Genomic DNA, 21,401 nt, shown 5'->3' on the forward strand with positions numbered 1-21,401 from the left:
GTAACTTGTGGCCGGAACGGGCTGGAATCAGGCCGATCGCGCTCACCGCGGAACGGGCGGTCGCAGGGGCGGCGTTCAGCCGGTTGCCGTCAGACCGGCCACCAGGACGGCCGCGAGCGCGGCCCAGGCCACGGCGCCGGGACCGGCCGCGCGCCAGCCCGCGACGGCGAGCAGGAGCCCCGCGAGGAGGCCGGCGGCGAGGGCACGCCGGTCGCGGGTGAAGGAGAGGGCGCGGCGGGCGGTCCCGGGGACGCGCCGTTCGCGCAGGGCGAGCCGGCAGACGAGCAGCGCCGCCGCGACGGCCGCCGTCAGGGCCAGGATCATGCCGCACCGCCTCTCCCCCGCTGCCGGCCCCTGGGGCCGGTCTGCCGGACCCGGGGCCGGTCGCTGCCGACCAGTGTCCCCGGGTTCGGCGGCGGGCGCGCGTCAGGCGGCCAGGAAGGCCTCGATGGCGTCGGCGAGGTCCTTCGGGGTCTCCTCGGGCGCGTAGTGCCCGGCGTCGGGCAGCACCGTGAGCCGGGCGTTGGGGTACCAGCGCAGCCAGGTCGCCTCCATCGCCTCCGCGCCGAGCGCCGGGTCGTGGGCGCCGACGACGAGGAGGACGGGCGCCGGGTTGTCGCGGACCCGCTCGTGGAAGTCCGTGCGCGACCAGGAGTCCAGGTAGGCGCGGAAGGCGGTGGCCGAGGAGCGCCGCAGGGAGCGGTCCACGAGGCCGGACAGCCAGGCGTCGCCGTACCGTCCGCCGGTGGTGTTGTCGATGATGGCCCGGCGGTTGGCCGCGCTCTCGGCGGCCCCGGCGAACAGCTCCCAGGTCTCCGCGTCGAGCGGGAAGCCCGCCGCGGACACCGGCGAGATGCCGACGATCGAGCGCACCCGCCCGGGTGCGTCGAGCAGCATCAGCTGGGCCGCCTTGGCCCCCATGGAGTGGCCCACCACGGAGAACTCTTCCCAGCCGAGGTCGTCGGCGACGGCGAGGGCGTCCGCCGCGACCTCCTCCATGGTGTACGCGCCGTCGGCGTCCATCGCCTCCCCGTAGCCGCGGCAGTCGAGGAAGGCGTACGAGCCGGTGTCCCGGTCGAGGTGTTCCCGCAGCGGCGCGAAGCTGGTGCGGTCGCCGAACCAGTTGTGCAGTACCAGGGCGCGGCGCGGACCGCTGCCCTCCACGTCGTACGGAAGAACCCGGCCCGTCATCAAGCCCCCTGGTCGAGAGGTGTGGGTGGGCCGCGCGCGGGCGCGGCGGCCGAGCACCGAGTCTCGCGAGCGGCGCCGAGCGGGGTCAATGCCCCCGAGGAGTGGTTCACCTGTGCGCACTCCGGATGCGTGGCCCTCACGGCGGGGAGCATGCTGGCTGTGTGACCTCGTACGGCGCGGCAGGCCCCGCCCCGTCGGCCTCGCCCGGGCCCCGGCGGGGCGCCGGCGCCGACGGGCCGGCGGGGGACGGGCCGGCGCCGGAGGCCCTGACGGCGGACGCCCTGCCGGTGGTGCTCGCCGAGTCCGTGCTGCGGGCGGTCGAGGCGGCCGGCGGTTACGCGGGCGGGGTCTATCTGCGCTCCGGCACGCCGGGGCTGCTGCGGCTCGCCGTGCTCGCGGGCCTGCCCTCCTCGCTGTTCCGCCCCTGGTGGCGGATGCACGAGAACCGGCCCTTCCCCGTGGCGGAGGCCCACCGGTCGGGGCAGCCGGTGCACCTCGGGGACGTCGAGGAGGCCATGCGGCTCTTTCCGCAGCTCGTGGCGAGCCTTCCCTTCCCCTTCGCCTCTTTGTACATCCCCGTGGTCCGCGGCCGTGAGCGCTACGGCGTCCTGGTGGTGCTGCGGACGCCGACGCCCGGGATGCCGGTCGACGCGCCGGACCGCGGCCGCATGCTCGCGGAGGCCCGCCGCCTCGGCCTGGCCCTCGACGACCTCGCCGCGGGCGGGACCCGCGTGGAGTGGCCCGGCGAACCGGTCTCCGTCCAGCTGCCCGTCCGGACCGGTCCGCCGGTGCGGATCGGTTACTTCGACTGGAACCTGGACACCGGCACCGTCACGGCCGACGCCGGCCTGCGGGCGATCCTCGGGGAGGACGCGCCGTCCCCCTGGAGCGTCGAGGCGCTCACCGCCCGGCTCGTGCCCGAGGACACCTACGCCCTGTGGGCGCTGGCCCGGCAGGCGGCGGGCTCGGGCGGCCCGGCCGCCCGCAGGATCAGGCTGAAGGGGCCGGACGGCGGGCTGCACCTCCTCGAGGTGACCGCCCGCCCGGTCGCGCACGGCCCCGCCGGGAACGTGCTCACCGGCTCCCTGGTCGACCTCGGCACCGGCCTCCTCGGCTCCGACGCCACCGACCGGCTGCCCCGCGCGATCCTGGCCATCGACCGGCTCGGGCGGATCACGTACGTCAACGCGCGCACGGAGTCCCTGCTCGGCCTGCCGCGCGACACCCTGGCCGGACGGGCGCTCTGGGAGGCCCTGCCGTGGTTCGCCCACCCGTACCACGAGGAGCAGCTGCGCGGGGCGCTCCTGTCCGACGAGCCGATCCACTTCCTGGCGCATCCGGGGCACGGCGCGTGGCTGTCGGTGTCCCTGTATCCGGGGCAGGACGGGGTGACCCTGGTGCTCGTCCCGGAGAAGAACGACCCGGCGGGCCGGCCACCCGGCGTCGGGAGCGTGAGGCGGGCCGACAAGGCCGACGAGGCCGCGGAAGCCGACGGGCTGACCTCTCCGGAGGGCAGGGCCGCGGCGCTCTACCGCCCGGTTGCGCTCGCCATCGCCCTGTCGGAGGCCGTGACGGCACGCCAGGTGTCGGCGGTGGTCACCGAGGAGCTGCTGCCGGCCTTCGGCGGCCGGCAACTGGCGATCTACCTGCTGAGCGAACGGCATCTGTACCTGGCGTGGGAGACGGGTTTCCCGCCGGGCTTCCTGGAGCCCTTCGACGGGGTCGGCCTGGACGCCCACGTGCCCGGTGTGGAGACGCTCACCTCCGGCCGGCCGCTGTTCTTCGAGTCGATGGACCAGCTCGGCGCCGCGTACCCGGGGCTGCCGCTGGACGCGCACACGGGGGCGCGGGCGTTCCTGCCGCTGATCGCCTCGGGCCGGCCAGTGGGCTCGTGCATCCTCGGCTTCGACGCGCCGCGCGGCTTCACTGCCGAGGAGCGCACGGTGCTGACGGCGCTCGCGGGCCTGATCGCCCAGGCGTTGGAGCGGGCGCAGCGCTACGACTCCGAGTCGGCGCTCGCCCGGGGGCTGCAGGACGCGCTCCTCCCCCACCGGCTGCCGGTGCACGAGGGGGTGGAGACGGTGGGCCGTTACCTGCCGGGCACCCAGGGCATGGACGTGGGCGGCGACTGGTACGACGTGATCGAGACGGACGACGGCCGCCTCGCCCTCGTCATCGGGGACGTCCAGGGGCACGGGGTGGCCGCCGCGGCGACCATGGGCCAGCTGCGCAGCGCGGTGCGGGCGTTCGCGCTGGGCGGGCACGCGCCCGAGGACGTGGTGCGGGGCACCAACCGGCTGCTCATCGACCTCGATCCGGGGCAGTTCGCGAGCTGCTGCTACGTCGTCCTCGACCCCGAGACCGGTGAGGCGCACGCCGCACGGGCCGGGCACCCGCAGCCGCTGCTGCGCAGGACAGACGGCTCCACGGTCGGGGTGGACCTCGCGGGCGGAGTGGTGCTGGGGGTCGACGACAGCGCCACGTATCCGGTGACCCGGCTGCGCCTCGGACCGGGCGAGGTGCTCGCCCTGTTCACGGACGGCCTGGTGGAGCGGCCGGACACGGACATCGACGAGGGCATCGAGCGGCTGCGCCGTGCCCTGGCCGCCACCGGCTCGGCGCCGCTGCCGGAGACCGCCGACCGGCTGATCCGCGAGGCCCGGCAGTCCGCGGACCGGCCCGACGACATCGCCCTGCTCCTGGCGGCCCGCTGGGGGACGCGCGCGCACCGGGCGTGACGGGTGTGTCGTCACCCGGGTGGGTGTGCGGCGCTGGTCGTGCGGGCGGCGTGCGGGGAGGCTGGGCGCACCGGGGGAAGACTGGCAGGACGTCCGAGGAGGACACGTGCAGCAGGACAAGCAGCCGGACTACGGGCCCGTGGTGTTCCGCGACCGGTCCGCCGGGTTCGCGTTTCTGACCCGGTCGACGGCGAGCAGCGACCAGACCATCGAGTGGGACGACGGCAACACCTACCCGGTGGTGGACGTCGAGATCTCCTCCGAGAGCCACCCGTTCTACACGGGCAAGGCGCGCACGGTGGACAGCGAGGGCCGGATCGCGAAGTTCGAGCGGCGCTACGGGGAGGGCGACGGTTCCTGAGCGGGCGGGGCCGTTGTCAGTGCTGCCCCCTAGAGTGACCGGGACCGGTGGGGAGCCGGTCCTACGGGGTGTCACGGGAGGCGGAGCACCATGCGCGAGCTGTTTCTGGCGGAGGCGGGGGGATGCGTCCGGTGGATCGATCTGCCCGGCGGGGCGACGGGGCTGGCGCGGGTGTACGTGCACGGCCTCGGCTGCAGCGGCGCGTCCGACTTCGCGCACGTCGCGGTGCGTCCGGAGCTCGCCGGACGGCGTTCGCTCCTCGTCGACCTGCTGGGCTTCGGTCTGAGCGACCGGCCGCGCTCCTTCGACTACCGCATGGAGTCACAGGCGGCGGCCGTCGCCCGGATCCTCGACCACGAGGGCCTGTCCGGGGTCGAGCTGGTCGGGCACTCGATGGGCGGGGCGGTCGCGATCCGGCTGGCCGCGTCGCGCCCGGATCTGGTGGACCGGCTGGTGGTGGCCGAGCCCAATCTGTACGCGGGAGGGGGCGCGTTCTCCTCTCCCGTCGCCGCCCAGGACGAGGAGTCCTTCGTGCGGGAGGGCTTCGCCGCGATGGTCGCCGGTCAGGACCGTGCGGACTACGCGGCGCGGCTGCGGCTCGCCGATCCGCTGGCCGTGCACCGCAGCTCGGTGGCGCTGGTGGAGGGCTCGGTGCCGGCGGAGGGCGAGCTGCTGTTCGCCCTCCAGCGGCCGCGGGCCTTCCTGGTGGGCGAGCTCAGCCTGCCGGACGCGGACGCCGAGAAGGCCGCGGCGCAGGGCATACCGGTGTTCGAGGTGCCGGCCGCCGGGCACAACATGACGATCGACAATCCGGAGGGCTTCGCCCTGGCTCTCGCCCGCGCCCTTACCTGAACCGGCCCCGGCCGTGCCGCCGCCCCCGGGCCGGTGGTGCGGCGGCGGGGGCGGTGGGCGGTGGTTCGGCGCGGGCCGTGCGGACGGATCAGGCCTCGACGACGCCGGACTTGGCGACGCGGATGTCGGCGCTGGTGCGGCCGGAGGCGGAGCCCAGCTTCTCGATCTTGTCGACGATCTCCTGGCCCTTGACGACCTCGCCGAAGACGACGTGCTTGCCGTCGAGCCAGTTGGTGACGATGGTGGTGATGAAGAACTGGGAGCCGTTGGTGTTGCGGCCCGCGTTCGCCATCGACAGCAGGTACGGGCGGTCGTGCTTCAGCTGGAAGTTCTCGTCCGCGAACTTCTCGCCGTAGATGCTCTTGCCGCCGGTGCCGTTCTCGTTGGTGAAGTCACCGCCCTGGAGCATGAACTGGGGGATGACGCGGTGGAAGGGGGAGCCGGCGTAGCCGAAGCCGTGCTGGCCGGTGGCGAGCTCGCGGAAGTTGCGGGCGGTCTTCGGGACGACCTCGTCGAAGAGCTTGAATTCGATCCGGCCGGCCTCTTCGCCGTTGATGGTGATGTCGAAGTAGACGTTGTCGCTCATGGGCACATCCTGTCATTCCCCGAGCGTCACGCGCACACGGGGCGTGCCCCGCACGGCCGCGAAGGGGCTGTACGGGGCACGGGCGGGGGCGGAGGTCAGAGGAGCCCGCCGGCCTGCGGGGCCTGGAGGCCGCCTCCGGCGCCCTCGACGGTCTCGCCCACGAGGGAGCCGACGGCCTGGTCCTCCTGGAGGAGGCCGGTGACCTTGTCGGCGGGGCCGCCGGCCTCGGCGGCGGAGGCGTCCTGGGGCGGGCTGACGAGGGCGGTGACGACGCCTGCGGCGAGGGAGGCGATGGCGAGCATGCTGCGCTTCTTCATGCCCTGGTCAACTACCGAGGGGCCTTGAGGTTACGGCGGCCGTGGCACCGATTCCGTACCCCCACCGGACGCACGAGGGAACGATTCCGAATACCCGCCCTTCGGGCGGAACCATTCATTCCAGGCGGATGTCTCTCCCAGTGACACCACTGTCCCCGTCGCAGAACGAATCGGGGGACGCCATGTTCCATCGCCAGACCCTCGCGGCCGCGGCCGCGGGCATCCTTCTCACCGCCGGGATCGGCGCCACCGCCCCCGCGGGGGCCACGGCCCCTGCCTCCCGAACGACGACCGCCCCGGCCACGGCCCGGGTCGTCGACGTCCGCTGGGGCGGCCACTCCACCTTCGACCGGCTCGTGATCGACGTCCGGGGCACGATGCCCCCGGTGAGCGTCAAGCCGGTGAAGGAGCTGCGTTACGACGGCTCGGGCAACAAGGTGCCGCTCGCCGGGAAGTACTTCCTGGAGATCCGGCTCTCCCCGGCCGTCGCCCACAACGAGGCCGGCGCCTCCGTCTACCAGGGACCCCGGCTGCTCAAGATCCACCTTCCCGCGCTCAAGGGCGTCGCCCTCACCGGCGACTTCGAGGGCGTGGTCACCGTCGGAGCCGCCTTCGCCGCCAAACCCGTCTACAAGACCTTCGTGCTGCACCACCCCGAGCGCTTCGTGCTCGATGTCGCCCGTCCCGCACCCGTCTGCCGCGGGTGATCCCGTCCGCCCACGGGGCGGTGGCCGTCCTCGCGGCGGCCACCGTCCCTTCAGTGCGGGCCGGGGCCCGCCGGCCCGCCCTCCCGGGGCCCGCGGTCGAGCCGGCGCAGGACGAGCCGCTCGTGGACGAGCCGCCCCACGAGGGCGGCGCCGTAGACGACGAATCCGACACCGACGAGCCAGGACTGCAGGACCAGGACCGTGCCGAACTGCCCGTAGGTGACGGCGTTGGAGGCGATGAGGGGGGAGAAGACGAGCTGGGAGAAGATCCGCAGGCCGAACAGCCCCAAGGCGGTGAGCAGCGAGCCGGGCAGCAGGGCGCGCCAGCGGATGCGGCCGCAGAGCAGGAAGCGCTGCGACCACCAGAAGAACAGGAAGGTGCCGGTGAGGTCGCCGAGTGCGACGAGGACGGCGCCGCGGGCCGAGGAGCGCCCGGGGACGGTCGTGGCGACGAAGAGCAGCAGGGCGGCGACCAGGACGGCGAGCCAGACGACGTGCCGCCACATGGTGTGCCAGCGGGCTGTGGGCAGGCCCCAGACGCGTTCGTAGCCGGTCTGCACGGCCGATCCGAAGGTGACGCCGAAGGCGGCGAGCGCGGCGAGACCGAAGGCGGTGGTGCGCTGGAGGGCCTGCCCCGGCTGCCCGAAGAGCCGTTCGACCTCTTCCTGGGAGACCTCGGAGACGCCGAGGCCCTGGACGAGCCAGCGGGCGAAGCCCTGACCGCTCGCGAGGTCGGCGGCGGCGACCACGATCAGCAGGGGCACGAGGGTGAGCAGGCTGAGGGCGGCGAACCCCATGGCGCGGTGCATGAGTTCCATCTCGCGCCCCCGGTTCCAGGTGAGCCCGACCGGTGAGGACATCAGGCGCACATGGAGCCGGTGGAACCAGTGTCCGTGCTCGGCGGGGGCACCGTCGCGCGGCGCACCGGAAGTGGGGGGCATGCCTCGTCGAGTACCCGCCGGTGGGCCGATTCCGTCCGGCATGCGGCCGAACGGGTGCGGAGGCGGAGCACGCCGGTGCCCGCCGGGCCGATCGGGGGCGGCCCGAACGGGCCGGCGGGCGGACCGTTCAGGAACGGGCGAAGGGGCGGCCCGTGCGGGTGCAGTGGTCGGGGGCCTGGTCGTCGGCGGGGTACGGGGCGCCGGTGGCCTGGAGGGCGGCGCTCACCAGGGTCGCCAGCAGGTCGATGTCCGATCCCGTGTCCAGACGGACCGTCACCCAGCCCGAGCCGGCGCGCAGTCGCAGCGCGGTCGATCCCAGGAGGGCCGGCCGCAGCCGGGCGACCATGGCGCGGGTGAGGTGGACGTCGGCTTCGTTCTCACCGTGGAAGTGCACGATCTGCTGCGTCGCGGTGCGCAGTCCGAGCTCGGCGCCGCAGGCCGCGCGGTCGGCGATCAGCGAGGGCCAGCTCATCAGGCGTTCACTGGCGTGCCTGGCTGTGTTCATACCGAGGAGCGTGCCGCTCCGCGGGGACCTGCACAAGCGTCCTGGCGAAAGAATTCCGCCGAGGCCTGAAATCGTCGACTCGCCTCGCGTCACGGACCGTTCACGGACCGGCGCCGCCGGCCGGGCGGCCTCGTCCGCGAGGGCGCCCCGCCCCCGTCCCGCCCCCGTCCCGCCCCCGTTCCGCCCCCGTCCCGCCGACGTCGCGTCCGTCCCGCGCGGCCTCCTGACCGGAAGGCGTTGTCAGGGGGCGGCGCTACGGTGACGGGCATGATCGACACGGAAGACCGCACCTTTCCCGAAGCCCTCGCCGACGTGGCCGGGGTCTCCTTCGCCCACGCCGACGGCGACGGCTACGGCGTGGACTACGAGCCGTACGCCGCCTTCCCGAGCGCCGAGGAGACCACGGAGTGGATCCGGGCGTGGACGGGGAACCAGGAGCTCGACGGCGACGCCTTCCTGCCCTTCGGCATGGACGGGACGGGCGGCCAGGTGGCCTTCCACCGGGTCCGCCCGGGGCGGCCGCCGGCAGAGCAGCCGGTGGTGTTCCTCGGCTCGGAGGGCGAGGTGCGGGTGCTCGCCCGGGACCTCTCCGGATTCCTCTGGCTCCTCGCCGACGGTTACGGCCCGCTCGACTTCGTCTGGTCCGAGCGGCGCGCGCCGCGTCCGCACGCCGGGCTCGCCGCGATCGCCGCGCGCCACGGCGGCGTCGGCTCGCGCCGTCCGGCGGCGGAGACCGTGGCGGCCGCCGCGGCCGAGTTCCCCGCCTTCGAGGACGAGACCTTCGCGTTGTGCCGGTAGGGGTGCCTCGCCGCGCGAGGCGGTCGCGCGGGGCCGTGGCCGAGCGGCGTGCGCCTCGCCGCGCGAGGCGGTCGCGCGGGGCCGTGGCCGAGCGGCGTGCCGGTCGCTAGGCTGCCCCTACTGATGGGTAACCGAGGGAACTCCGGGGGGACGGCTGTGACGACCGGGTACTTCAGCTCCGTGGACGACGTCGCCTCGCGGCTCGCCGGCACCGGCTATCTGGCCTCGCCCGCCGTCGCCACCACGGTGTTCCTCGCCGACCGCCTGGGCAAGCCGCTGCTCGTCGAAGGGCCGGCCGGGGTGGGCAAGACGGAGCTGGCCAAGGCGGTGGCCGAGGTCGCGGGAGCGCGGCTGGTGCGGCTCCAGTGCTACGAGGGCGTCGACGAGGCCCGCGCACTGTACGAGTGGAACCACGCCAAGCAGCTGCTGCGGATCACCGCGGGCCGGGACGAGAGCTGGGACGAGACCCGCACCGACATCTTCGGCGAGGAGTTCCTTCTCTCCCGTCCGCTGCTGACCGCGATCCGTTCCGAGGAGCCGACCGTGCTGCTGGTCGACGAGACGGACAAGGCCGACGTGGAGGTCGAGGGGCTGCTCCTGGAGGTGCTGAGCGACTTCCAGGTGACCGTGCCCGAGCTCGGGACCATCACCGCCACCCGCCGTCCCTTCGTCGTGCTCACCTCCAACGCGAGCCGCGAGCTCTCCGAGGCTCTGCGCCGCCGGTGCCTCTTCCTCCACATCGGCTTCCCCGAGGAGGACCTGGAGCGCCGGATCGTACGGAGCAAGGTGCCGGGCATCGACGAGGCCCTCGCGGCGTCGGTGGTGCGGGTGGTCGGCGCGCTGCGCGCGATGGACCTGCGCAAGGCCCCCTCGGTCGCAGAGACCGTCGACTGGGCCCGCACGCTCCTCGCGCTCGGCGCGGACACCCTCTCGGAGGCGGTCGTGCGGGACAGCCTGGGGGTGATCCTCAAGCACCGGGAGGACATCCTGACGGCCGCCGCCGAGCTCGGCCTGGAGGCGGTGTGACCGCGGCTCCCCAGGAGGTCGCCGCGACGGCTCCCCGGGAGGTCACCGCCCGGCTCACCGGCCTGGTCGGGGCGCTGCGGGCGCACGGCCTCGGCATCGGCACGGGCGAGACCGTGGACGCCGGCCTCGCCCTGGAGGCCGTCGGCTTCGACGACCCGGAGCGGATGCGCGCGGCGCTCGCCGCGACCCTGCTGCACGGCGAGGCCCAGCGTCGCGTGTTCGACCGGGTCTTCGACCTCTACTTCCCGCCCTCCGAGGGGCGGCCGCAGGAGCCGGGGCCTCGGACCGGCGAGGACCCGGCGGCCGACGCGGCCCGGCTGCGCGACCGCCTTGCCGCGGCGCTCGCCGGGGGCGACGACGCGGCGCTGAACCTGCTGGCGCGCGAGGCCGTCGGCGGGCTCGGCGGCTACGGTGCCTCACCCGGGTCCGACGGCTGGTCCTCGCACCGGACGCTGTCCCGGCTCCGGCCGGAGACGCTGCTCGCCCGGGTCCGCGCGCTGCGGGAGGGCGGCGGCGCGGCGGAGCCGGAGTTCGCCGACCGGCTGACCGACGACGAGATCCGGCGGCGCATCGAGGACTTCCGGGAACGGGTGCGGACGGAGGCGCGCCGCCGGGTCGCCGAGCGGCAGGGCCGTGACCGGGTGGCCCGGCGGGCCGTCGCCGCGACCCCGGACCGGGTGGACTTCCTGCTGGCCGGACGGGCCCAGCTGGACGAGCTCCGACGTACGGTGCGCCCGCTCGCCCGCAGGCTCGCGACCCGGCTCGCCGCACGCCGCCGCCGGGCCGCGCGCGGGGAGATCGACCTGCGGCGCACGCTGAGGCGTTCGCTGTCGACGGGGGGCGTACCGGTGCGGCCCGTGCTGCGGCGGCGTCGGCCGGGACGGCCGGAGCTGGTGCTGCTGTGCGACGTGTCGGGCTCGGTGGCGGGCTTCGCGCAGTTCACGATGCTGCTGGTGCGGGCGCTGCACGACCAGTTCGGCCGGGTGCGGGTGTTCGCCTTCGTCAACCGGGTCGACGAGGTGACGGGCCTGGTCGCCCGCGGCGGGGCCGATCCGGCGGGGCTCGGCGAGCGGATCCTGGCCGAGGCGACGGTGACCGGCTGGCACGGGCAGAGCGACTACGGGACGGCGCTCGGCGAGTTCGCCGAGCGGTACGCCGACGCGCTGGGCCCCCGGACCGTCGTGTTCGTGCTCGGCGACGCCCGCACCAACCACAGCGACCCGAACCCGGCCGCCCTGAAGCGCATCGCGGACCGGGCCCGCCGGGTGTACTGGCTCAACCCGGAACAGCCCGCCCTGTGGTCCACCGGCGATTCGGCCGCCCACGCCTACGCGGAGCTCGTGGACATGCGGCCCTGCCGCAACGCGCGGCAGCTCGCCGAGCTGATCGGCCGGCTGCTCCCGGTCTAGGAGCCCGCGTGGCGGGGTGCCCCGGCGATCATGCCTCCTGAGCAGGGGGATCCGGGCGCACCGGGTAGCGTGACCCGCATGGAACTTCTGGGTGAGATCACGGCCGGCCGTCCCCTGCTCGTCCTCGCGGTCAAGGAGGAGGCGCAGCACCTCGACACCGACCTGCCGGTGCTCCTGACCGGCATGGGCAAGGTCAACGCGGCGACCGCGCTCGCCACCGTCCTCGCCCGCGGGCCGCGTCCTTCCGAGGTCGTCAACCTGGGCACGGCGGGCGCCCTGCGCCCCGGCTGGACCGGCACCCACGTGGTCGGCACGGTGCTCCAGCACGACCTGGACTCCGAGCTGCTCGCCACCCTCACCGGCGAGACGTACGGGGCGCCGCTCACCCTGCCGGACGGCGGTGACGTGGTCCTCGCGACCGGTGACGCGTTCATAGCGGACGAGGCGGCGCGGGAGCGGCTCGCCCTGCGGGCCACGCTGGTGGACATGGAGGGGTACGCGCTGGCGAGCGCGGCCGCGCTCGCCGGGGTGCCGCTGCGGATGGTGAAGCACGTGAGCGACGAGGCCGGTGAGGGAGCGGCCCGCAGCTGGCGCGAGTCCGTCGCCGCGTGCGCGCGGGCCCTGGCCGACTGGGCCGAGGCCCACACGCCCTACCGCGGCTGACCGGATCCGGTTCCGTCCCGGCGCCCGCCCGTCCGGGTCCTCCGGCCACCGCTCCCCGCGCTCCGACCCTCCGGCCACCGCGTGCCGGGTCCTCGCTGCCCCCGGCGCTCCGCGCGGTCCGGTCGGCCGCCCGCCGCCCGGGCGCGGGACGGGCAGGGCCCTGCGCGGTCCCGGTGAGTCCCCGGACCCCGTCACGGGACCCAACGCCCCCTCGGGAGGGGAGCGTTCGGCCCTCGCCGGTGGCCGGCCGCCCCTTGACACCGCGTCGCGGCCCCGGCCTAAGCTGGTCCGGATCTCTTCCGTACCTTCGGCGGAACTCCTGGAGGCCCCCGTGCAGGCACCGGTCGCCGCGGCGCGCCGCGGCCGTCGTACGGTGCCCGCGGGGGCGCTGCTGAGCTGCCGGCGGCATGTCGACTTCTGCCGCACCGCCTCGGCCATCTGTCCTTCCGCGCGCTGATCCCCGCCCCGCCGCCGCGTTCCCGCGCGGCGGTGGCGGGTCGTCGCCTGCCGCGTGAGCACCGACCGCGCCCCCTCCTCCCCTCTCCGTACCGTCACGCCGCCGCCTGGCCCGTCGTGGTCTCGGAACTCCGGCGTGCGCCGACGCGTGCCGACGCCTGTCGGCGGGTGTCGGTGAGTGGACGAGTGGCGTCGGGTGGAGTCGGACCGCGCCCGGCGAGGGCTCGCCGTGCCGCCCCAGCCCCCGGAAGGACCGCCATGCCCCACCCCGCCCTGCACCTGGCCGTCGAGATCGACGGCGACGGTGCCCATCCCGCCGCCTGGCGCCGGGCCGCGCACCGGCCCGGCGAGCTCCTGACACCGCGCCGGGTCGCCAAGGTCGCGGCCGTCGCCGAGAACTCCGGCTTCACCCTGGTCACGCTGGACGACGGCATCCTGCCGCCCGCGTCCGCCGCCGCGGGCGGGCCCGCCGGACGGCTCGGTGCCGTGGAGCGGGCCGCGTTCGTCGCCGCGTCCACGAGTGTGCTCGGGGTGGCCCCGGTCGTCGCGACCACCTATGCCGAACCGTTCCACGTCTCCACCCGCCTCGCCTCGCTCGACCACGTCTCGTCCGGCCGGGCCGGCTGGGTCGTGGGCGTGGAGGAGGGCCCGGACGCCGCCCGCGCGTGGGGCCGGCCCCCGGTCGAGGGTGCGTCGGCGCTGCGCCGGGAGGCTCTGGACGGGCTCCGGGTGGTGCGGGACCTGTGGGACTCGTGGGAGGACGACGCCGTCATCCGCTCGGTCGCCACGAGCCGCTATCTGGACCGCGGGCGGCTGCACCCCATCGACTTCACCGGCGAGACGTACAGCGTGAAGGGCCCCGCGATCGTGCCCCGTCCGCCGCAGGGCAGGCCCGTGGTCCTCGCACCCGCCGGTCTCGTCCCGCCGGAGCTCGTCGACGTCGCCCTCGTCGAAGGCACCTCCCCCGCGCTCCTCGGCGAGGCGGCGGCCGCCTCCGGCGCGCCGCTGGCCTTCGCCGAGATCGAGGTGGCCCTGGACACCCCGGACGAGCCGGCCGCCGAACGGATCGGCGACCTGGAGCGGTACGCGGCGTGGGAGGCGGCACCGGGGCAGCCGTCCGGCCGCCTGCGCTACACCGGCTCCGCGGCGGGACTCGCCGACCTCCTGGAGGAGTTGAGCGATGTGGTGGACGGCGTGCGGCTGCATCCGCTGGTCCTCGACGAGGACCTGGCGGTGCTGTCGCGCCTGGTCCTGCCCGAGCTGTTCGTCCGGCGCGTCGCCGCGCGCCCGCTGCCGGGCACCACCCTCCGTACCGCGCTCGGACTCCCCCGCCCCGAGAGCCGCTTCACCACCGCACCACCCGCCACGCGCACCACACCAGGCGCATCAGCGACACCCGCCGCACCGGCCACACCGGCCACACCGACCGCATCCGCCGCATCCGCCGCATCCGCCGCATCCGCCGCATCCGCCAAGGGGATCCTTTCCACCGTCGCCCCGGAGGGGAACCGATGACCCGGACCGACCCGCACGACGTTCCCCGCCCCGACGCGCGGCTGCACTTCGGCGTCTTCTTCCAGGGCGTCAACCACTGGACCGTCTGGTCCCACCCGGAGAGCGGCTCGCAGATCGACCCGGCCTCGTTCCGGCGCGTCGCGCAGACCGCCGAACGCGGTCTCTTCGACGCCTTCTTCCTCGGTGACGGGCTACGGCTGCGCGAGACCGGCGGGCGGATCCACGAGCTGGACGTCGCCGGGCGCCCCGACTCGCTCGCGCAGCTGTCCGCGCTGGCCGCCGTCACCCACAGGATCGGCCTGGTCTCGACCTCCAACACCACCTTCAACGAGCCCGGCGACCTCGCCCGCCGGCTCGCGAGCCTCGACCTGCTGTCGGACGGCCGGGCCGGCTGGAACGTCGTGACCACCGACAACGCCTGGACGGGTGCCAACTTCCGGCGCGGCGGCTTCCTCGACCACGCCGACCGCTACCGCCGCGCCGAGGAGTTCCTCACCGTGGCCCGCGCGATCTGGGACGGCTGGGCGGACGGCGCGGTCGCCGACTCCGCCGACGCCCGCGCCTGGTCCGTGCCGGGCTCGGTCGGCCGGGTACGGGCGGCGGGGGCGCAGTTCGACGTGGACCTGGTGCCGACGCTGCCGCGCAGCCGGCAGGGACACCCGGTGATCTTCCAGGCGGGCGACTCGCCGGAGGGCCGGGACTTCGCCGCCCGCAACGCGGACGTCATCTTCTCCGCGCACGGCCAGGACTTCGACGACGCCCTCGCGTTCGCCGAGGACGTCCGGCGCCGGCTGCGCGCGGCCGGCCGGCCGCAGGACGCGCTGCGCATCCTGCCCGGCACCGAGATCGTCATCGGGGCGACCGAGAAGGAGGCCGAGGAGAAGGCGCGCTGGGTCAGGCTCGAACAGGTCACCCCGGCGACCGCCCTCGCCGTCGCCGGAAGGGTGTGGAACATGGACCTCTCCGGACGTGACCCCGACGGGCCGCTGCCCGCCGAGGACCCGGTGGTGGTCGAGGACACCGGTGCGTTCGGCTCGTCGCGGATCGCCGATCCGCGGACCGTGGCCGCCGAGTGGCGGGCGAAGGCGGAGGCGAACGGCTGGTCGCTGCGGGAGACGGTGATCGCGCTCGGCCCGCAGCGGGGACACGTGGGCACGCCGTCGGGCCTCGCCGACACCTTCACCCGCTTCGCGCGGCACGGGGCGGTCGACGGCTTCAACATCTCGCCGTACCTGATCCCGGACGGCCTGGACGACATCGTGGACCTGCTGGTTCCGGAGCTCCAGGAGCGCGGCGTGTACCGGACGTCGTACACCGGTACGACGCTGCGGGAGCACCTGGGACTGCGGCCGCCCGCCTGACCCGTACCGCCCCGGAGGGGGCCCGGCGGGAACGCCCGCCCGGCCCCCCGTCGTCGTACCGGTGCTCACCCCAGGGGCAGTTCGAGGATCGCCGCCGCCCGTGCGGACGAGGAGACGACGGTCTGGGTCCAGACCGGCGTCACGTCGCCGTACAGGGGGTCCTTGCTGTCGATCACCAGCATCAGGCGGTGCCCCTCCGGGATGTCGTACGCGGCCGCCCGCAGCCGCCAGGTGACGTCCCGGTCCTGTCCCGGGGTCAGGCCGTCGACGTTCAGGGGCTCGTGGGTGATGATCCGGGCCGTGTCGTCCTCCGCGACGTCGAGGAGGCGGGCGACGAGGGTGACCGCGCGGGCCGCCGAGCGGACGGTCAGGCTCAATCGGGGGATGCCCCGCACGCGGCGGGCTGCGGTGCTCCCGGGCGGCCCCGTCAGGGGTCCGGTCGTCCAGACCAGGGCGTGGGTGCGGTCGATCTTCCGGGTGTCGTACGTCTTGGGGTTGCCGGACCACTCCGCCTCGCCGGTCCGCATGATCCCGTCCATCGCGGTGGCGTCGGTGTCCACGCCCGCGACGAAGGCCCGCTCCCAGCTGGGTTCGGCCGCGCCGGAGTCCGCCGGGACGAGGGCGCCGTCGGCGCCGTCCGCGCCTCCCGGCGTGAGGGCGAGGTGTTCGGTGCCGGTGGTGACGTCGCTCCAGGCGGCGCGGGACTCGCGCAGCGCCGGGCCGACGATCCGGTTCTCGCCGAGGGGCTGCCCCGACTCGGGGTCGCGCACCGGGACGGTCCGGTAGGTGAACATGATCTGGTAGCTGACGGCGGACCAGTCCTCCACGCCGTTCCGCTCGCCCTTGAGGTGGTGGTCGAGCCAGGCGTACGCCTCCTGCACGGGGAGGTTGACGTCGCCGGGCCTGGCGGGCGGGGCGACGAGGCCGCGGCCCTCGGGGACGGTGTGGTCGCCGATCCACAGGGAGAGCCGCTTGGGCACCTCCAGACCCTCGAAGGTGTCCACGAGCTGGTTGGGGGCGAACAGGGCCTCGTGCCAGGTGCTGGAGAGGAAGGTCGGTGTCCCCTTCTCGTTGGTCAAGTCGAGGTACGACTGCGGCGAGCGCAGGTTCCCCCAGTCGACGACGGCCGCCATGCCGGTGCCCGCCTGGAAGCCGGCCAGGAGCGCGCGGTTCCGCGCGTCGAACTTCTCCTCCACCGGGCCGCCGGTGAGCCGGAGCAGTGCCCCTACGGCGGCGACGTGCCGGACGCCGTTGTCGTAGAGGCAGGTGGCCAGGTTGCCCCAGGTGCTGAGGGCCACGACGGCCTGAACGCGCTCGTCGTGGGCGGCCACCAGCTGGCTGATGCCGGAGCCGTACGACTCGCCCATGAAACCGATCGGGCCGGGCGCGAAGTGCTCGACGGCGTGGTCGATGACGGCGGAGCCGTCGGCCCGGTCGTGGGGGCCGGCGACGTCGACGAAGCCGGGCGAGCTGGAGGGCAGGCCCTTGGTGCCGAGGCCGCGGGGCGTGTACGCGACGACGTGGTAGCCCCTGGCGGCGAGGGTCAGGTAGGCGTACATGAACAGCGGCCAGCCGAGCGGCGTCCAGCCGGCCGGCATGACGACCAACGGATGGGGGCCGGGGGCGAGCAGCCGGAGGGTGAAGGCGGAGAGGCGGATCCCGTCGGTGGACTCGATGCGCGGGAAGGCGGGGACGGCGATCCCGCGCACGTGCGCGACCAGATCGGCGAGTTCGTCGGTCAGCAGCGCCGACCGGGTCTCGTCGGCGAGGGCCGCGGCCAGCGTCCGGCCGATCCGGACGGCGCCCGGGTCGAGCGTCCCGCTGCGGCCCCAGATGCCGTGCTCGGCCACCCGGGTCACCTCGGCCTCGGTGAGGGGTCCGCTGTCGAACGAGCCGAAGGCGTTGTCGTCGGGCACCTGCACCCGCTCCTCTCGTCTGGTCCGGCGTGTCCGCGCACCGGCCCGCCGGGGGCCGCGTCCGCATTGCGGACGGCCGGCGCACGGTCGACAAGAGTGGCCCATGGGGGACAGGGTCACCAGAGAGCGCACCAAGGGCGCGTGAGACACCCGGCCGGGGCGGGAGCGACACCGGTTGCCCGGTTTCGGATGTTTGAAGCGGGCCGGGCCGCCTAGCTCAGGGGCGCCGGAGCGGCCGGCTCGCGCGCGGCGGCCGGTTCCGGCGGTCGTACGACGAGCAGGGCGGCCACGTCGTCGTCGAGACCCTTCACCCCGTAGGCGGCGAGGTCGCGGTGGAGCAGCGGCAGGACCCGGTCGCCCGGTTCTCCGGCCCAGCCGAGCAGCCGCTCCTCCAGGGGGTAGAACGTGCCGGTCCGGTCGCGGGTCTCGCTCACGCCGTCGGTGAACAGCAGGAGCCGGTCCCCGGGCCGGAAGGGCACTTCCTCGACGTGGTGCCGGGAGGCGCACAGTCCGGCGAGGTTGAGCGGCAGCGAGGGGTCGGTGAGCGGGACGGTGCGCACCCGCCCGTCGTGCTGGAGCAGCGGGGCGGGGTGGCCGCAGCTGAGGAGCCGTACGACGTCCTGGTCGTCGGGCAGTTCGAGGAGCAGGACGGTGGCGAAGCGTTCGGCGGCGTCGGAGTCGGGGTCCCACGCCCCGTACCGTTCCAGGCCCTCTTCGAGGCGGTCGGCGAGGGCGGCGAGGTCGGGGGCCTCGGTGACGGCGGCGCGGTAGGAGCCGAGCAGTACGGCGGCGGTCTCGACCGCGCCGAGGCCCTTGCCCTGGACGTCGCCGAGCATCACCCGGACGGCGCCGGGGACGCGGACGGCCTCGTAGAAGTCGCCGCCGATCCGGGCCTTGGCGGCCGCGGAGACGTACAGCAGGTGGAGCTCGACGCCGCCGAGCCGGGGTGCCAGCGGGCGCAGCAGCACCCGCTGGACCACTTCGGCGACGGCGGTGACCTCGCGCAGGTCGCGTTCGTAGCGGGTGCGGACCTGGCTGACCCAGAGGGCGGCCGCGGTGACGGCGGCCAGCACCAGCTCGGCGGCGACGGTGTCCTGGGCGGGGTCGCCCTGCGCCACGGCCAGCAGGAGCCGCAGGCCGAGGGCCAGCAGGCCGACGGCGAGGGTGCCGCGGACGCTCCAGGTGATGGCGGCGAGGGCGGGCCCGATGACGAGGAGCCGGTCGAAGTGCTGCCCCTCCGCGGTGATGAGGTCGGCCACCACCACGAGGGCGAGGGCCAGGAAGGGCAGCGCGAGGCCGAGGTTGAACTGGGCGCGGGTCCCCGGCGCGGCGGGGACACGGGAACCACCGGTGGGCATTTCGTGATCGTACGTACGGGGCGGGCCGGACCCCGGGCGTTACGGCCGCGCTGGCGTGTCCGTGTCCCGCGGCGGTCCCGGCAGGCCGAGGGCGGCGGGCACCGCGAGCGCGGCGACGGCGGCCAGGGCGGGCAGGGCGGTCCCGTACGGCAGGAGCAGGGTCGCCAGCGCGACGCCGAGGACGGGGCCGGTGTTCATGGCGGTCTGCTGGAGTCCGCCGGCCACCCCCGCGTGCTCCTCGGCGGCCCGGTGGACCACGACGGACGTCGCCGTCACCATGACGGCCCCGAACCCGGCGCCCACGAGGCCCGCGCAGGCGCCGGTGGCCGGGCCGGAGGCGGTCACGGCGGGCCAGGCCAGCAGGAGCACCCCGGCGGCGAGCAGCGCGGCCCCGCCGGCCGCGGTGCGGCGCGCCCCGATCCGCCCCTTGAGCAGGGCGCTGACCGGCGCTCCGACCACGATGAGCAGCGCGAGCGGCACCATGCGCTGTGCGGTGGCCAGGGCGTCGAGGCCGAGGGTGCCCTGGAACAGGTAGGTGGCGGTGAACAGGGTGCCGGAGAGCGCGGCCGAAGCGGCCACCAGCGCCCCGAGTCCGGCCACGACCGGCCCGGGCCGCAGCATCTCCATCGGCACCAGGGGCCGTGCCGCACGCCTCTCGTGCCGGACGAACGCCACCGCGGCGACCGCGGCGGCGACCAGCGCGGGCACGACCCCGGCGACCGCCCCGTGCGCGAGCCCCTGCACGAGACAGGCGAGCGCGAGCCCGAGCAGACAGGCCCCCGGCAGGTCCAGCGCCGCGGCGGCCCCCGGCCGAGTGGGGGTGCCGCTGTGCGCGGGAGCGGGGGTGCGGGGGCGTCCCATCACGGCGGCGCCATTGGTGTCGACGGCTGCCGTGTCATGCGCCGTTCCGTGCACGCTTCCGTGCGCCGTTCCGTGCACCCTTCCGTGCGCCGTTTCGTGCGCCGGCTCGGTGACGGTGACCGGCGGGAGCGGCTGCGGTGGGATCGCGGGCCTGGTGCGGGCGGGTTCGGACGCGGTCGGGGTCGGGGTCGCGGTCGCGGTCGCGGTGACGGCGGTCGGAGAGGTGGGCGCCGCCGGGCCCGTGACGGCGGTCGCCGTGGATGGTGCCGGGCGGCTCGCCGGGCCGGACACCGCCGTCGCCGTCGGCGGCGGGACGGCTCCCGGTACCGGCGGTGCCCCGGGCGTCCGCACGGGCGCGGGTCCGTGTTCCCGCTCCTCCCCCTCCTCCCCCGCCGCCGGTGCGGCGAGGCAGAGGAGGGCGATGGCGAGCGTCGGGGGGACGCCGATGAGGAAGACCGCGCGCCAGCCGTACGCGTCGACGAGGACGCCGCCGATCAGCGGGCCGGCCACCGCGGCGAGGCCGATGGCGCTGGTGCGCAGAGCGACGGGCATGGCGAGCCGTTCGGGGGGAAAGGCGTGGCGCAGCATGCCGAGGGTGGCGGGCTGGAGGAGGGCGCCGGCCGCGCCCTGGGCCACGCGGAGGGCGATGACCCATCCGATGCCGGGGGCCGCGGCGATCCCGGCGGAAGCAGCGGCGAAGGCGAGGCAGCCGACGGCGAAGAGCCTGCGGTGCCCGTACCGGTCGCCGAGCCGCCCGCCGAAGACGAGCAGGCTCGCCACGGCGACGAGGTAGCCGGTGCTGGTCCACTGCACCTGGCCGGTGTCCGCGCCGAGGTCGTGCTGGAGCGCGGGCTGGGCGATGGTCAGCACGGTGCCGTCGAGGGCGACGACGGCGGCCCCGACGACGCTGCAGGCGAGGGTGAGGGGGCGGCGGAGGGTGGTGCCCTTCATCGGCGGTCCCGCGCCGTCGGTCCGAGGTGGGCGTCGAGGGCGGCGGTGAGCAGCGGTGTCACGTCGTCCGCACCGGTCGCGAGGCGCAGGCTGCCCCAGCGCCAGAGCTGGGCGATGCCGTGCAGGTTGGCCCACAGGGCGCCGGCGGCCGTTATGGGGTCGGCGACGTCGGGGCGGGCGCGGGCGACGAGCTCGGCGAGCCGGCCGAAGAGCGGCAGGCTGGTGTCCCGCAGGCCGAGCCGTCCGCTCTCCAGGAGGTCGTGCCGGAACATCAGCTCGTACATGCCGGGACGGAGGCGGGCGAAGTCGAGATAGCCGCGGGCCAGTGCCTCGAGCCGGGCGCGGGGCTCCTCACCCTCGCGATCCGCGGCCGCCGAACGCTCGGCGAGCTCGCGGAAGCCCTCGCGGGCGATGGCGGAGAGCAGGTCGAGGTGGGTGGGGAAGTGGCGGCGCGGCGCGCCGTGGGAAACGCCGGCGCGGCGGGCGATCTCGCGCAGCGAGAGGGCCTGGGCGCCCTCGGCGTCGACGAGTTCCACGCCGGTCCGGACGAGCCGGTCGCGGAGTGTGGCCTCCGGGGGAAGCGGGTCCGTGGCCGCCTCCGGCCGCGCGCGGCCGGAGGGACGGGGGTCCTCAGCCGGATGCGGCGTGTCAGGGGGTGAGGGCTTCGAGGGCCGTGGCTCGTTCGTCATGGATCCGTCCGTCCGGTCGATCGTGCGTAGACACTGTCTACACCGTTCTACCACGCTTGTAGACACTGTCTACCGAGATCGGGCTCCGCCGTCCGTTACACTGGACCGCAGCGAAGGGGAGTAGCCCTGCGAACCGGTCGTCGACACACTGGAGCCCCCGGGTTCCCGGTGACCGGGTCCGCCGCCGTACCGGCCGCGGA

Annotated in this window: 20 protein-coding genes; 10 read left to right on the forward strand and 10 right to left on the reverse strand. The window is 75.3% G+C overall.

All coding sequences use genetic code 11. The features are described from left to right. Positions 1-75: 75 nt before the first annotated feature. A complete protein-coding gene (locus ABD954_RS01075) occupies positions 76-324 on the reverse strand; it encodes a hypothetical protein (RefSeq protein WP_345483804.1) in 249 nt (82 codons plus the stop codon). Positions 325-426: 102 nt separating this feature from the next. Next, positions 427-1,191, reverse strand: a complete 765-nt coding sequence (locus ABD954_RS01080; RefSeq protein ID WP_345483805.1) for an alpha/beta fold hydrolase — start codon at positions 1,189-1,191, stop codon at positions 427-429. 125 nt (positions 1,192-1,316) lie between these two features. Here ABD954_RS01080 and ABD954_RS01085 point away from each other — a divergent pair, with 125 nt between their 5' ends. From ABD954_RS01085 to ABD954_RS01095, 3 genes are all read left to right on the forward strand, one after another. Next, positions 1,317-3,929, forward strand: a complete 2,613-nt coding sequence (locus tag ABD954_RS01085; RefSeq protein ID WP_345483807.1) for a SpoIIE family protein phosphatase — start codon at positions 1,317-1,319, stop codon at positions 3,927-3,929. 106 nt (positions 3,930-4,035) lie between these two features. Continuing rightward, a complete protein-coding gene (locus tag ABD954_RS01090) occupies positions 4,036-4,290 on the forward strand; it encodes a type B 50S ribosomal protein L31 (protein ID WP_345483808.1) in 255 nt (84 codons plus the stop codon). Positions 4,291-4,380: 90 nt separating this feature from the next. Next, positions 4,381-5,142: an alpha/beta fold hydrolase gene (locus tag ABD954_RS01095; protein WP_345483809.1), complete on the forward strand. Its 762-nt coding sequence runs from the start codon at positions 4,381-4,383 to the stop codon at positions 5,140-5,142. Positions 5,143-5,230: 88 nt separating this feature from the next. On the opposite strand, the gene ABD954_RS01100 is transcribed toward ABD954_RS01095, so the two are convergent. Then, positions 5,231-5,728 carry a peptidylprolyl isomerase gene (locus ABD954_RS01100; protein ID WP_345483810.1) on the reverse strand — a complete coding sequence of 166 codons (498 nt, stop codon included), beginning with the start codon at positions 5,726-5,728 and terminating at the stop codon, positions 5,231-5,233. A 95-nt stretch (positions 5,729-5,823) separates the two neighbouring features. Continuing rightward, complete coding sequence (locus ABD954_RS01105; RefSeq protein ID WP_345483811.1) at positions 5,824-6,045, reverse strand: hypothetical protein; 222 nt, start codon at positions 6,043-6,045, stop codon at positions 5,824-5,826. Between the two features lie 182 nt (positions 6,046-6,227). On the opposite strand from ABD954_RS01105, the gene ABD954_RS01110 reads away from it, so the two are divergent. Then, positions 6,228-6,752 carry an AMIN-like domain-containing (lipo)protein gene (locus ABD954_RS01110; RefSeq protein ID WP_345483812.1) on the forward strand — a complete coding sequence of 175 codons (525 nt, stop codon included), beginning with the start codon at positions 6,228-6,230 and terminating at the stop codon, positions 6,750-6,752. Between the two features lie 50 nt (positions 6,753-6,802). Here ABD954_RS01110 and ABD954_RS01115 read toward each other — a convergent pair whose 3' ends face one another. Both ABD954_RS01115 and ABD954_RS01120 read right to left on the reverse strand, forming a co-directional pair. Next, a complete protein-coding gene (locus ABD954_RS01115) occupies positions 6,803-7,693 on the reverse strand; it encodes a YhjD/YihY/BrkB family envelope integrity protein (RefSeq protein WP_345483813.1) in 891 nt (296 codons plus the stop codon). A 127-nt stretch (positions 7,694-7,820) separates the two neighbouring features. Continuing rightward, complete coding sequence (locus ABD954_RS01120; RefSeq protein ID WP_345483814.1) at positions 7,821-8,198, reverse strand: luciferase domain-containing protein; 378 nt, start codon at positions 8,196-8,198, stop codon at positions 7,821-7,823. Positions 8,199-8,465: 267 nt separating this feature from the next. Between ABD954_RS01120 and ABD954_RS01125 the strand changes: the two genes are divergently transcribed. The 6 genes from ABD954_RS01125 to ABD954_RS01150 all read left to right on the forward strand — a co-directional run bounded on the left by ABD954_RS01125 (position 8,466) and on the right by ABD954_RS01150 (position 15,426). Then, positions 8,466-8,996, forward strand: coding sequence for an SMI1/KNR4 family protein (locus tag ABD954_RS01125; protein WP_345483815.1), 531 nt, complete (start codon positions 8,466-8,468; stop codon positions 8,994-8,996). A gap of 123 nt (positions 8,997-9,119) precedes the next feature. Next, positions 9,120-10,022: an AAA family ATPase gene (locus tag ABD954_RS01130; RefSeq protein ID WP_345483816.1), complete on the forward strand. Its 903-nt coding sequence runs from the start codon at positions 9,120-9,122 to the stop codon at positions 10,020-10,022. After that, positions 10,019-11,431 carry a VWA domain-containing protein gene (locus ABD954_RS01135; RefSeq protein ID WP_345483817.1) on the forward strand — a complete coding sequence of 471 codons (1,413 nt, stop codon included), beginning with the start codon at positions 10,019-10,021 and terminating at the stop codon, positions 11,429-11,431. Before ABD954_RS01130 ends, ABD954_RS01135 begins: the two co-directional genes overlap by 4 nt. Before the next feature lie 78 nt (positions 11,432-11,509). Then, a complete protein-coding gene (locus tag ABD954_RS01140) occupies positions 11,510-12,094 on the forward strand; it encodes a nucleosidase (protein ID WP_345483818.1) in 585 nt (194 codons plus the stop codon). Positions 12,095-12,808: 714 nt separating this feature from the next. Continuing rightward, positions 12,809-14,065 (forward strand): LLM class flavin-dependent oxidoreductase, encoded by a 1,257-nt coding sequence (locus tag ABD954_RS01145; RefSeq protein WP_345483819.1) that lies wholly within the window; start codon positions 12,809-12,811, stop codon positions 14,063-14,065. After that, complete coding sequence (locus ABD954_RS01150) at positions 14,062-15,426, forward strand: NtaA/DmoA family FMN-dependent monooxygenase (protein ID WP_345483820.1); 1,365 nt, start codon at positions 14,062-14,064, stop codon at positions 15,424-15,426. Before ABD954_RS01145 ends, ABD954_RS01150 begins: the two co-directional genes overlap by 4 nt. Before the next feature lie 65 nt (positions 15,427-15,491). On the opposite strand, the gene ABD954_RS01155 is transcribed toward ABD954_RS01150, so the two are convergent. The 4 genes from ABD954_RS01155 to ABD954_RS01170 all read right to left on the reverse strand — a co-directional run bounded on the left by ABD954_RS01155 (position 15,492) and on the right by ABD954_RS01170 (position 21,201). Then, complete coding sequence (locus ABD954_RS01155) at positions 15,492-17,342, reverse strand: CocE/NonD family hydrolase (protein WP_345483821.1); 1,851 nt, start codon at positions 17,340-17,342, stop codon at positions 15,492-15,494. Between the two features lie 212 nt (positions 17,343-17,554). Continuing rightward, positions 17,555-18,700, reverse strand: coding sequence for a PP2C family protein-serine/threonine phosphatase (locus ABD954_RS01160; protein WP_345483823.1), 1,146 nt, complete (start codon positions 18,698-18,700; stop codon positions 17,555-17,557). A gap of 39 nt (positions 18,701-18,739) precedes the next feature. Then, on the reverse strand, positions 18,740-20,512 hold the full coding sequence (locus ABD954_RS01165; RefSeq protein ID WP_345483824.1) for an MFS transporter: 1,773 nt from the start codon (positions 20,510-20,512) through the stop codon (positions 18,740-18,742). Beyond that, a complete protein-coding gene (locus ABD954_RS01170) occupies positions 20,509-21,201 on the reverse strand; it encodes a TetR/AcrR family transcriptional regulator (protein WP_382746086.1) in 693 nt (230 codons plus the stop codon). Before ABD954_RS01170 ends, ABD954_RS01165 begins: the two co-directional genes overlap by 4 nt. Positions 21,202-21,401: the final 200 nt, after the last annotated feature.

This window comes from Streptomyces roseoviridis (genome assembly GCF_039535235.1).
GTDB lineage: Bacteria > Actinomycetota > Actinomycetes > Streptomycetales > Streptomycetaceae > Streptomyces > Streptomyces roseoviridis.

Bases quoted from the DNA above. Each gene is read 5' to 3' on its own strand.
- ABD954_RS01075 (WP_345483804.1), bottom strand. From the start codon at position 324: ATGATCCTGGCCCTGACGGCGGCCGTCGCGGCGGCGCTGCTCGTCTGC.
- ABD954_RS01080 (WP_345483805.1), bottom strand. From the start codon at position 1,191: ATGACGGGCCGGGTTCTTCCGTACGACGTGGAGGGCAGCGGTCCGCGC.
- ABD954_RS01085 (WP_345483807.1), top strand. From the start codon at position 1,317: ATGCGTGGCCCTCACGGCGGGGAGCATGCTGGCTGTGTGACCTCGTAC.
- ABD954_RS01095 (WP_345483809.1), top strand. From the start codon at position 4,381: ATGCGCGAGCTGTTTCTGGCGGAGGCGGGGGGATGCGTCCGGTGGATC.
- ABD954_RS01100 (WP_345483810.1), bottom strand. From the start codon at position 5,728: ATGAGCGACAACGTCTACTTCGACATCACCATCAACGGCGAAGAGGCC.
- ABD954_RS01105 (WP_345483811.1), bottom strand. From the start codon at position 6,045: ATGAAGAAGCGCAGCATGCTCGCCATCGCCTCCCTCGCCGCAGGCGTC.
- ABD954_RS01110 (WP_345483812.1), top strand. From the start codon at position 6,228: ATGTTCCATCGCCAGACCCTCGCGGCCGCGGCCGCGGGCATCCTTCTC.
- ABD954_RS01115 (WP_345483813.1), bottom strand. From the start codon at position 7,693: ATGCCCCCCACTTCCGGTGCGCCGCGCGACGGTGCCCCCGCCGAGCAC.
- ABD954_RS01120 (WP_345483814.1), bottom strand. From the start codon at position 8,198: ATGAACACAGCCAGGCACGCCAGTGAACGCCTGATGAGCTGGCCCTCG.
- ABD954_RS01125 (WP_345483815.1), top strand. From the start codon at position 8,466: ATGATCGACACGGAAGACCGCACCTTTCCCGAAGCCCTCGCCGACGTG.
- ABD954_RS01130 (WP_345483816.1), top strand. From the start codon at position 9,120: ATGGGTAACCGAGGGAACTCCGGGGGGACGGCTGTGACGACCGGGTAC.
- ABD954_RS01140 (WP_345483818.1), top strand. From the start codon at position 11,510: ATGGAACTTCTGGGTGAGATCACGGCCGGCCGTCCCCTGCTCGTCCTC.
- ABD954_RS01145 (WP_345483819.1), top strand. From the start codon at position 12,809: ATGCCCCACCCCGCCCTGCACCTGGCCGTCGAGATCGACGGCGACGGT.
- ABD954_RS01150 (WP_345483820.1), top strand. From the start codon at position 14,062: ATGACCCGGACCGACCCGCACGACGTTCCCCGCCCCGACGCGCGGCTG.
- ABD954_RS01160 (WP_345483823.1), bottom strand. From the start codon at position 18,700: ATGCCCACCGGTGGTTCCCGTGTCCCCGCCGCGCCGGGGACCCGCGCC.
- ABD954_RS01165 (WP_345483824.1), bottom strand. From the start codon at position 20,512: ATGAAGGGCACCACCCTCCGCCGCCCCCTCACCCTCGCCTGCAGCGTC.
- ABD954_RS01170 (WP_382746086.1), bottom strand. From the start codon at position 21,201: ATGACGAACGAGCCACGGCCCTCGAAGCCCTCACCCCCTGACACGCCG.